The organism is Streptomyces sp. NBRC 110035, assembly GCF_000829695.1.
In the GTDB taxonomy this organism is placed as follows: domain Bacteria; phylum Actinomycetota; class Actinomycetes; order Streptomycetales; family Streptomycetaceae; genus Streptomyces.
Genome location: NZ_BBNN01000067.1, coordinates 1 through 12,329 on the forward strand (window position 1 = coordinate 1; position 12,329 = coordinate 12,329).

Here is a 12,329-nt window from a genome sequence, read left to right on the forward strand (position 1 = left end):
GCCGAGGCCGAAGTCGTGGCACTTGCGGAGGAGTTCGCCGCCCTGGGTCGCAAGACGCAGCGCCTGTCCGTCAGTCATGCCTTCCACTCGCCGCTGATGGAGCCGATGCTCGACGCCTTCCGCGAGGTCGCGGAGCAGCTGACGTACACCGAGCCGGTCATCCCGGTCGTGTCCAACGTGACCGGTGAGGTCGCCGATCCCGCCCTGCTGTGTTCGGCCGAGTACTGGGTGCGCCACGTCCGCGACACCGTCCGCTTCGCCGACGGTGTGGGGGCGCTGGCCGGTGCCGGTGTGAACGCGTTCCTGGAGCTGGGCCCCGACGGTGTCCTGACCGGGATGGCCGCGCGGGTGCTGGACGGCGATGAGGACGTCGTGTCGGTGCCGGTGCTGCGCAAGGACCGCTCCGAGGAGACCGCGCTGCTCACCGCGCTGGCCCGGCTCCACGCCACCGGCGTGGACATCGACTGGGACGCCTGGTTCCGCGGGACCGGCGCCCGCCGCACCGAGCTGCCCACCTACACCTTCCAGCGCGAGCACTACTGGCCCGAACCGGCCGCCGCGCCCGGCGCGGGAGCCGGGCAGGACCCGGTGGACGCCGCCTTCTGGGCCGCCGTGGAACGCGAGGACCTTCAGGCGCTGTCCGCCACGCTCGACCTGGACGGCACCGTCCTGTCGGACGTGCTGCCCGCGCTCTCCTCGTGGCGCCGCGGGCTCAACGAGCGGTCCCTGGTGGACGGCTGGCGTTACCGGGTGAGCTGGCGTCCACTGACTGCCTCCGCCTCTGCCACCACCGCCCCGGGGTCCTCGATGGCCGAGGGGCCCTGGCTCGTGCTGATTCCGGCCGTGCTCGACGGTGACCCGTGGGCCGAGGCCGTCGCCGGTGCTCTCGGCGCCGACGCGGTGCGCGTGGTCTGCGCTCCGGACGACGCCGCTCTCGCCGCACGTCTGGCGGAGGCCGCCGACGGTACCGAGTACGCCGGTGTGGTCTCCCTGTTCGCCGCCGCCGCCGCGGCGGCGGACGGCGGCGCCGACCGTGCCCTGCCGTCCGGTGGTGCCTGGCCCGACGCCCTGCTGGACGCCCTGGACGACGCCGGGATCGCCGGCCGCCCGTGGGCCGTCACCCGGGGTGCCGTCTCCGTGGGCCGTTCCGACGCCGGTGCGGACCCCGTGCAGGCGGCGGTCTGGGGCCTCGGCCGGGTCACCGCCCTGGAGCGGCCCGACCGGTGGGGCGGTCTCGTCGACGTCGACCACGTGGCCGGCGCCCGCACCGCCGCGCGTCTGCGGGCCGTCCTGACCGCGACCGGACCCGACGCCGAGGACCAGGTCGCGCTGCGCGCCTCCGGCGCCTACGGCCGGCGCCTGGTCCGGGCGGCGGCACAGCGCCCGGACGCCCCGTGGCGGCCCACCGGCACCGTGCTGGTCACCGGCGGCCCCGAGGGCTTCGCCGGCCACGTCGCCCGCTGGCTGGCCGGGAACGGCGCCACCGGAGTGCTGCTGGCCGTCCGCGGCGAGGCCGACACCGACGCGCTCGACGCCCTGCGTGCCGAACTCTCCGAACTGGAGACCGACGTAACGGTGGTCGTGCACGACCCGGCGGACCCCTCCGCGCTCACCGCGGCGGTGGACGCCCTGCCCGACGGCCGTCCGCTCACCGCCGTGATCCACACCGGCGACGACGGCGCCCCCGCCGAAGGCGCCGGTGCACCCGGCGCGGACGCCCTCCTCGCCGCCGTACGCCGGGACCTCGACGCGCTGGACGCGGCCACCGGGGGCCGGAGCCTGGACGCCTTCGTCGTCTTCGGCTCCATCTCCGGAGTCTGGGGCGTCAGCGGTCAGGGAGCCGGTGCCGCAGCGGGCGCCTACCTGGACGCCGTCGCCCAGGAACGCCGGACACGCGGTGGCAACGCGGTCGCCGTCTCCTGGGGTGCCTGGGCCGGCGCCGGCCCGGACGGGCTCGCCGCCCACCTGCGCGCCAACGGCCTGCCCGCCATGGACCCGCACCGGGCCCTGACCGTGCTCGGCACGGTCGTCGGCGACGCCGTCGCCGACCCGACGGCACCGGCCTCGGTGACCGTCGCCGATGTACGGTGGGACCGCTTCGCACCCGCCTTCACCCGCACCCGGCCCGGCCGCCTGTTCACCGAACTGCCCGAGGTGCGACGCGCGCCGGCCGCGGCCGACGGCGTCCGCGCGGACGCGGGCACCGCCGCCACGCTCCGCACCCGGTTGCGGCAGCTGGACGAGAGGGACCGCCTCCCGTACGCGCTGGACCTGGTCCGTACCGAGGTCGCCTCGGTGCTCGGCCACGCGGGCGCCGACGCCGTACCCGCCGAACAGGCCTTCAAGGACCTCGGGTTCGACTCGCTGACCGCCGTCGACCTGCGCAACCAGCTCGCCGCCGCGACCGGACTCACCCTGCCCGCCACCCTGGTCTTCGACTACCCGACGCCCACCGCGCTCGCCGCCCACCTGCTGACCGGGCTCCTCGGCGAGGACACCGGCCCGGCCGCCCCGGCCGCGCACGGGACGGACGCCGGGACGGCCGACGACCCGATCGTCGTCGTCGGCATGAGCTGCCGCTACCCGGGCGGAGTGCGCTCGCCCGAGGACCTGTGGGAGCTGGCCGTCGCCGGCACCGACGCCATCGGCGCCTTCCCCACCGACCGCGGCTGGGACCTGGACCGGCTCCTGAACGGGGACCGGGACGGCCGGGGCCGCAGCGTCACCCGCCACGGCGGATTCCTGTACGACGTCGCCGACTTCGACCCCGACTTCTTCGGCATCTCCCCGCGTGAGGCCCTCGTCATCGACCCGCAGCAGCGGATCGTGCTGGAGGCCGCCTGGGAGGCCCTGGAACGGGCCGGCATCGACCCGGCCGGGCTGCGCGGTGGTGACACCGGCGTCTTCGTCGGCGGCGGCAGCGGCGACTACCGTCCCGCCATCGGCCAGGTCGGCCACGTCGAGACCGCCCAGTCGGCGAGCCTGCTCTCCGGCCGCCTGTCCTACACCCTCGGCCTGGAAGGGCCCTCGGTCAGCGTCGACACGGCCTGCTCGTCGTCGCTGGTCGCGCTGCACCTCGCGGCGCAGGCCCTGCGCAACGGCGAGTGCTCCATCGCCCTCGCGGGCGGTGTCACCGTGATGTCGACCCCGGTCGGCTTCGTCGAGTTCGGAGAGATGGGCGCCCTGTCCCCGGACGGCCGCTGCAAGGCCTTCTCCGACGACGCCGACGGCACCGCGTGGGCCGAGGGCGTGGGCATGCTCGTCGTCGAGCGCCTCTCCGACGCCCGCCGCAACGGCCACCAGGTCCTGGCCGTGCTGCGCGGTTCCGCCGTCAACCAGGACGGCGCCTCCAACGGTCTCACCGCCCCCAACGGCCCCTCCCAGCAGCGCGTCATCCGCAAGGCGCTGACCGCCGCGGGCCTCACCGCCCACGACGTCGACGCCGTCGAGGCGCACGGCACCGGCACCGCGCTCGGCGACCCGATCGAGGCGCAGGCGCTGCACGCCACCTACGGCCAGGACCGTGACCCGCAGCGGCCGCTGCTGCTCGGCTCGCTGAAGTCCAACCTCGGCCACACCCAGGCAGCCTCCGGCGTCGCCGGCGTCATCAAGATGGTGCTGGCGATGCGGCACGGCACCCTGCCGAAGACCCTGCACGTCGGCACGCCGTCCTCGCACGTCGCCTGGGACCCGGACGCCGTACGGCTGCTGACCGAGGAAACCGCCTGGCCCGAGACCGGGCGTCCGCGCCGCGCGGGCGTGTCCTCCTTCGGTGCCAGTGGCACCAACGCCCACGTCGTCCTGGAACAGCCCACGGCCGACGCCGACGCCGACGCCGACGGCACCGCGCCCGTCCCGTCCGCCGAGGAGACCCCGGCGACCGCCGGACCGCTGCCCGTGGCCCTGTCCGCCGTCACCCGGGACGCCCTGGCCGACCAGGCGGACCGCCTGCGCGCCCGGCTCACCGACGGCGCGGACCCGGACGCCGCGCACTGCACCGACTCGGTCGCCGACCTGGCGCTGTCCCTCGGCACCACCCGCTCGGCGTTCGAGCACCGCGCCGTGCTCGTCGCCGCCGACCGGGCCGAACTCGTCGACGCGCTCACCGCGCTCGCCGAGGACCGGACCGGACCGGACGTCCTGCGGGGCCGGGCCGCCCCCGGTGGCCGGACCGCGTTCCTCTTCCCCGGCCAGGGCTCCCAGCGGCCCGGCGCCGGCCGTGAACTGTACGCCCGCTACCCGGTGTTCGCCGAGGCCCTGGACGCCGTCGCGGCCTGCCTCGACCCGGAGCTCGACCGGCCGCTGCGCGAGGTGATGTTCGCGCAGGAGGGCACGTCCGAGGCGGCCCTGCTGGACACCACCGGCTACACCCAGCCCGCGCTGTTCGCCCTCGGTGTCGCCCTGTACCGGCTGGTCGAGTCCTGGGGCGTCCGTCCGGACCTGCTGGCCGGGCACTCCGTCGGCGAGATCGCCGCCGCCCACGTCGCCGGGGTGTTCACCCTGGAGGACGCCTGCACGGTCGTCGCCGCCCGCGCCCGCCTGATGCAGGCCCTCCCGGCCGGCGGCGCCATGATCGCCGTACGGGCGAGCGAGGCGGAGGTCGCCGCACGGCTCGGCGACCGGATGTCACTGGCCGCCGTCAACGGCCCCGACGCGGTCGTGATCTCCGGCGACGAGGACGCGGTCACCGCCCTCGCCGAGGAGTTCACCGCACTCGGCCGGAAGACTAGGCGTTTGCGGGTGAGCCATGCGTTTCACTCCCTGCACATGGACGCCATGCTTCAGGACTTCGGACGGGTCACCCGGAGCGTCTCGTACACCTCGCCAACGCTGCCCCTGGTGTCGAACCTCACCGGGGAGACGGCCGCACCGGAACGGGTGTGCGACCCCGGGTACTGGGTCGAACACGTGCGCCGCGCCGTCCGGTTCGGCGACGGCGTACGCACCCTCGCCGCCCGCGGTGCCACCCGCTACCTGGAGCTGGGACCCGACGGCGTGCTCTGCTCCCTGGCGCAGGACACCTTCGACGCCCTCGCCGACGACAACCGCCCGGCCCCGGCCGCCGTACCGGCGCTGCGCACCGGACGCGACGAGGAGCGTTCCCTGATCGGCGCGGTGGCCCGGCTGCACGCCGCCGGCCAGCCCCTGGACTGGTCCGCGCTGCTCGACGGCACCGGCGCCCGCCGCGTCGACCTGCCGACGTACGCCTTCCGGCGCCGCCGGTTCTGGCCCGACGCCGCTCCCGCCACCCCGGACACCGCGCCGGCCGCCGACGACGGGGACGCCGCGTTCTGGTCCGCCGTCCAGGACGAGGACTTCGACGCTCTCGCCGGTGACCTGGGCGTCGACGGGGAGTCCCTGTCCCGGGTGCTGCCCGCGCTGCGGGACTGGCGCCGCAAGCGCGGCGACCAGAGCACCGTGGACGGCTGGCGCCAGCGCATCGCCTGGCGCCCCCTGAACCGGGCCGCCACCACCGGCACCCCGGCCGGCACCTGGCTGGCCGTGCTGCCCGCCGGACACGACGACGACCCGTGGACCGCCGAGGTGCTGGGCCTCCTCGGCCCCGCGACCGTCCGCCTGGAGACGACCGGCGCCGACCGCGCCGACCTCGCCGCCCGGCTGCGTGAACTCCACGACGGGGACGCCCCGTTCACCGGCGTGGTATCACTGCTCGCCCTTGCCGGGGGCCACGACCCGCAGGCCCCCGGCACCCCGCGCGGCGCCACCCTCACCACCGCCCTGCTCCAGGCGCTCGGCGACGCCCGCGTCGACGCACCGCTGTGGTGCCTCACCCGCGGCGCCGTCGCCGTCTCGCCCGGCGAACGCGTACCCGCGCCGCTCCAGGCCGCCGTGCACGGCCTCGGCCGGGTCGCGGCCCTGGAGTACCCGCACCGCTGGGGCGGCACCGTAGACCTGCCCGAAACCCTCGACGAGCGGTCCGCACAGCGGTTCGCGGCCGTCCTCGCCGACCCCGAGGGCGAGGACCAGCTCGCCGTCCGGTCCGCCGCGGTCTTCGGCCGCCGACTCGCCGCCGTGCAGCCCGGCGCCCCCCGCGACTGGCAGCCCACCGGCACCGTCCTGATCACCGGCGGCACCGGCGCCCTCGGCGCCCACGTCGCCCGCCGTCTCGCCGGCGCCGGCGCCCGCCACCTGGTGCTCCTCAGCCGCAGCGGCCCCGACGCGCCCGGCGCGGGCAAGCTCCGGGCCGAACTCGCCGAACTCGGCGCCGAGGTCACCCTCACCGCCTGCGACACGGCCGACCGGGCCGCCCTGGCCGCCGTCCTCGCGGACATCCCCGGCCACGCACCCCTCACCGGCGTCGTGCACACCGCGGGCGTCCTCGACGACGGTGTGCTCGACAGCCTGACCCCCGAGCGGTTCGAAGCGGTCTTCCACGCCAAGGTCACCGGCGCGCTCCTGCTGGACGAGCTGACCCGGAACCACGACCTGGACGTCTTCGCCCTGTTCTCCTCCGCGTCCGCCGCGGTCGGCAACCCCGGCCAGGGCAACTACGCGGCGGCCAACGCGGTCCTCGACGCCCTCGCCGAACGCCGCCGCGCCGACGGCCTGCCCGCCACCTCCGTCGCCTACGGCGCCTGGGGCGGCGACGGCATGGCCGGCGACGACCGCGCCACCGCCCTTGCCCGGCGCACCGGCATCCGGCCGCTCGACCCGGACCTCGCGGTCCTGGCACTGCGCCAGACCGTCACCGGCGGCGACCCCGTCGCGGTCGTCGCCGACGTCGACCCGGAGCGGTTCGTGCGCGCCTTCACCACCGTACGGCCCAGCAGCCTCCTCGCGGAGATGCCCGCGTACGCCGCTCTCACCGCCGCCGCGAACACCGCCGGACGCGACGCCGAACGCGCCGCGCCCGGACTGCGCGACCGGCTGACCCGGCTGCCCGGCAACCGGCGCCTGCAGACCGTGCTCACCCTGGTACGGGAACGCGCCGCCGACGTCCTCGGCCACACCGGAACCGACCTGGTCGGCCCCGACCGGGCCTTCCGCGACCTCGGCTTCGACTCACTCGGCGCCGTCGAGCTGCGCAACCAGCTCGGCGCCGCCACCGGACTCACCCTGTCCGCCACCCTCGTCTTCGACCACCCCACCCCCGCCGCCCTCGCCGAGCACGTCCTCGGCGAACTGCTGCCCGGCGACACACCGGGCGGCGAGACCACCGACGAGAACGCGCTGCGCGCCGTCCTCGCCTCGGTCTCCCTCGACCGGCTGCGCGAGCTCGGCGTCCTGGAACCGCTCCTGAAGCTCGCCGGGCGGATTCCGGCAGCGGCCGGGGCGCAGGCGGAGGGCACCGGCCCCGAGGACGTCTCCGACGCGTCCATCGACGCCATGGAGGTCGACGACCTGGTGCAGGCGGCACTCAACGGCAACCTTGACGACCAGCGGGACTGACGGAGCGACCATGACCACGCCCAGCGAAAAAGTTGTCGAAGCTCTCCGGGCCTCGCTCAAGGAGACCGAACGGCTGCGACGGCAGAACCGGGAACTCGCGGCAGCCGCCGCGGAACCCGTCGCCGTCGTCGCGATGAGCTGCCGCTACCCCGGAGGCATCTCCTCCCCCGAGGACCTGTGGCGGCTCGTCGACACCGGCACCGACGCCATCTCGGGCTTTCCCACCGACCGCGGCTGGGACCTCGACGCCCTGCGCGACGCCGGTACGGACGCGCGCGGCCACTCCGTCAGCCAGCAGGGCGGATTCCTCGACGGCGTCGCCGACTTCGACGCCGCCTTCTTCGGGATCTCGCCCCGCGAGGCCGTCTCCATGGACCCGCAGCAGCGCCTGCTGCTGGAGACGTCCTGGGAGGCCCTGGAACGGGCCGGCATCGATCCGCAGAGCCTGCGAGGCAGCGCCACAGGAGTCTTCGTCGGCACCAACGGACAGGACTACGCCTACCTGCTGGTCCGCTCCCTGGCCGACGCCACCGGTGACATCGGCACCGGCATCGCCGCCAGTGCCACCTCCGGCCGCCTGTCCTACACCCTCGGCCTGGAGGGCCCGGCGGTCACCGTCGACACCGCCTGCTCCTCCTCCCTGGTCGCCCTGCACGCCGCCGCCCACGCCCTGCGCGCGGGGGAGTGCGGCCTCGCCCTCGCGGGCGGCGTCAACGTCATGTCCGCGCCCGGCTCCCTGATGGAGTTCAGCCGCCAGGGCGGCCTGGCCGGCGACGGCCGCTGCAAGGCCTTCTCCGACGACGCCGACGGCACCGGCTGGTCCGAGGGCGTCGGCATGCTCCTGCTGGAACGCCTCTCCGACGCCCGCCGCAACGGCCACCCCGTGCTCGCCGTGATCCGCGGCTCCGCCGTCAACCAGGACGGCGCCTCCAACGGCTTCACCGCCCCCAACGGCCCCTCCCAGCAGCGCGTCATCCAGCGCGCCCTGCAGTCCGCCGGCCTGACCACCGCCGACATCGACGCCGTCGAGGCGCACGGCACCGGCACCCCCCTCGGCGACCCCATCGAGGCGCAGGCCCTGCTCGCCACCTACGGCCAGGGCCGCGACCCCGAACGTCCCCTGATGCTCGGCTCGATCAAGTCGAACATCGGCCACGCCCAGGCCGCCGCCGGTGTCGCCGGCGTCATCAAGATGGTCATGGCCATGCGTCACGGCGTCCTGCCGCCCACCCTGCACGCGGACCGGCCGTCCCGGCACGTCGACTGGAGCGCGGGCGCCGTCCGGCTCCTGGGCGAGCGCGCCCCCTGGCCGGAGACCGGCCGCCCCCGCCGGGCCGGCGTGTCCTCGTTCGGCATCAGCGGCACCAACGCCCACGTCCTGCTGGAACAGGCCGAACCGGCCCCGCAGCCCGAAGAGCCCGCCGCCCCGTCCCTCACTCCGACGGTCGTGCCGTGGCCGGTCTCCGCCAAGACCGAGGACGCCCTGCGGGACCGGCTCGCGCAGATCACCGCACCCACCGACGCCGGCGCGCTCGACACCGGCTACTCCCTCGCCACCGGCCGCTCGGTCTTCGACCACCGGGCCGTGCTGCTCACCGGCGCCGACGGTGTACCCGCCGAGGTGGCCCGCGGCCGGGCCACGGAACGGTCACTGGCCGTCCTGTTCTCCGGCCAGGGCTCCCAGCGGCCCGGCATGGGCCGTGAACTGTACGCCCGCTTCCCCGTGTTCGCCGAAGCCCTCGACGCCGTACTGCACCGGCTCGACCGCGAACTCGACCGGCCGCTGCGCGACGTCGTCTTCGCCGGACGCCGCACCCCCGAGGCGGAACTCCTCGACACCACCGGCTACACCCAGCCCGCGCTGTTCGCCGTCGAGGTCGCGCTCTACCGGCTCGTCGAGTCGTGGGGCGTGACACCGGAGTTCGTCGGAGGCCACTCGGTCGGCGAGATCGCCGCCGCCCACGTGGCGGGCGTCCTGTCCCTGGACGACGCCTGCACGCTGGTCGCCGCCCGCGCCCGGCTGATGCAGGACCTCCCGGCCGGCGGCACCATGATGGCGCTCCAGGCCACCGAGGAGGAGATCACCCGCAAGCTGACCGGCGGCGTGTCGGTGGCCGCGGTCAACGGCCCGGACGCCGTGGTCGTCGCCGGCGTCGAGACCGAAGTCCTCGCGCTCGCAGCCGAGTTCGCCGCCCATGGACGCAAGACGCAGCGCCTTCCGGTGAGTCACGCCTTCCACTCGCCGCTGATGGAGCCGATGCTCGACGCCTTCCGCGACGTCGCGCAGGCACTGACCTACCACGAGCCGCTCGTCCCGGTCGTCTCCAACCTGACCGGTGAGATCGCCGGCCCGGAGCTGCTGTGCTCGGCCGACTACTGGGTGCGCCACGTACGGGAAGCCGTGCGCTTCGCCGACGGCGTGCGCGCCCTGGCCGGTGCCGGCGCCGACGCCTTCCTGGAACTGGGTCCCGACGGCGTCCTGACCGCGATGGCCGCGCAGGTGCTCGACGGCGCCACCGACACCGTGTCCGCGGCCGCCCTGCGCAAGGACCGCGCCGAGGAACGCGCCCTGCTCACCGCGCTGTCCCGGCTCCACGTCGCGGGCGTACGCGTCGACTGGGCCCGCTGCTTCGACGGGACCGGCGCGCGCCGCGCCGACCTGCCCACCTACCCGTGGCAGCACGAGCGGTACTGGCCCGTCCTGATGGCCGCCGCCGGCGACGTGTCGGCCGCCGGCCTCGTCTCCGCCGAACACCCCCTGCTGGGCGCCGCGGTCTCCCTCGCGGGACTCGACGGGGTCCTGTTCACCGGACGTCTCTCGGCGCAGACCCACCCCTGGCTGATGGACCACACGGTCGGCGGCGTCGTCGCCTTCCCGGCCACCGGCTTCCTGGAACTCGCCGTCCGCGCCGGCGACCAGGTCGGCTGCGACCGCATCGACGAACTCACCCTCGCCAAACCGCTCATCCTCACCGAGAACGCCGCCGCCGTCGTCCAGGTGTGGGTCGGCGCCCCGGACGAGACCGGCGCCCGCAAGGTCACCGTCTACTCGCAGACCATGGACGACCCGGAGCAGCGCTGGACGGAACACGCCAACGGCGTCCTCACCACCGGCGAGCGCACCACCGCCTTCGACGCGAGTGTCTGGCCCCCGCGCGGCGCCGTCGCCGCCGACCTCGAGGGCTTCTACGACCGCACCGAGTACGGCCCCGTCTTCCAGGGGCTGCGCGCCGTCTGGCGGCGCGGCGACGAGGCGTTCGTCGAGGTCTCCCTGCCGAGCCAGGTCGACGACGCCGAGTACTACGGCATGCATCCGGCCCTGCTCGACGCCGCCGTGCAGTCCGTCGGCTTCGTCGGCCTCGGCGACGGCAAGAAGCTGCTGCCGTTCTCCTGGTCCGGGGTGTCCCTGCACGCGGGCGGCGCCTCCGTGGTCCGCGTCCGCGTCGCCCGCGTCGGCGAGGACTCCGTCTCCATCGCCGCGGTCGACGTCGAGGGCGCGCCCGTGCTGTCCGCCGAGTCGCTGATCCTGCGCGTCCCCTCAGCCATCCAGGCACCCACGCTGCGCACCAGCGAACAGGACGGCCTGCTCCGCCTCCAGTGGACCCCCGCCACCGACACCGGCACTGACACGGACGTCCACTGCGCCGTCCTCGGCACCGGCACGGGATTGCCGGGCACCACCGTCACCACCCTCGCCGACAGCCTGGCCGCCTCCCCGCAGCCCGAGCTCGTCCTGGCACCGCTGGACGGCGGCGGCGAGCTGCCCGCCGCCGCCCACACCCTCACCGCCCGCGCCCTCGACCTGGTGCGCGAGTGGCTGGAGCTGAACCCGTCCGGACCGTCCCGGCTGCTGTTCGTCACGCGCGGCGCCGTCGCCGCCTCCACCGGCGAGCAGGTGCGCGATCTCGCCGCTGCCGCCGCCTGGGGCCTGGTCCGCAGCGCCGAGGCCGAGAACCCGGGCCGCTTCGCCCTGCTCGACCTCGACACGGACACCACGGGCGCCGATGCCGGCACGATCCTGAGACGCCTGCCCGTCCTGCTGGCCGGGGGCGACACCCAGTTCGTGGTCCGTGACGACACCGTACGCGTCGCCCGGCTCGCCCGGCTGACCAGCGGCGCGAGCCTGCTCCCGGCCCACGGCCCCTGGCGGCTGGACAGCACCGCCAAGGGCAGCCTGGACGCCCTCACTCTCGCCCCCTCCCCGGAAGCGCTGCAGGCGCCGGAGGGCCGGCAGGTGCGCCTCGCGGTGCGGGCGGCCGGGCTGAACTTCCGCGACGTGCTCAACGCGCTCGGCATGTACCCGGGTGAGGCCGGACTCCTCGGCGCCGAGGCGGTCGGTGTCGTGACCGGGACCGGCTCCGAGGTCACCGGACTGCGGCCCGGTGACCGGGTGATGGGCATGGTGCCCGGCGGTCTGGGCACCGATGTCCTGATCGACGAGCGGTTCCTGGTCCGCGTCCCCGACGGGTGGACGGACGAGCAGGCGGCGTCGATGCCGCTGGTGTTCCTGACCGCCCTGTACGCGTTCCGTGATCTTGCGGGTGTGCGGGCGGGGGAGTCGGTGCTGGTGCATGCCGGTGCGGGCGGTGTGGGGATGGCGGCGGTGCAGTTGGCGCGGCATCTGGGTGCGGAGGTGTTCGCGACTGCGAGTGAGGGCAAGTGGGAGGCTTTGCGGGGTCTGGGTCTGGACGAGGATCACATCGCGTCCTCGCGTGATCTGGGTTTCGAGGAGAAGTTCCGGGCGGTGACCGGTGGCCGGGGCGTGGATGTGGTTCTGAACGCGCTGGCCGGGGAGTTCGTGGATGCGTCGTTGCGGCTGACGGCCGACGGTGGCCGGTTCCTGGAGATGGGCAAGACCGACATCCGTGATCCGCGGTCGGTCGAGCGGGTGGCCTACCGTGCCTTCGACCTGGGTGAGG

At 75.3% G+C, this 12,329-nt stretch carries 2 protein-coding genes; both read left to right on the forward strand.

Annotated features, from left to right (window positions below; translation table 11 throughout):
• Window positions 1-7,410, forward strand: a 7,410-nt coding sequence (locus tag TU30_RS32170) for a type I polyketide synthase (RefSeq protein WP_042177043.1), incomplete at its 5' end; no start/stop codon positions are given.
• 10 nt (window positions 7,411-7,420) lie between these two features.
• A partial coding sequence (locus tag TU30_RS32175; protein WP_042177045.1) for a type I polyketide synthase occupies window positions 7,421-12,329 on the forward strand: 4,909 nt, incomplete at its 3' end.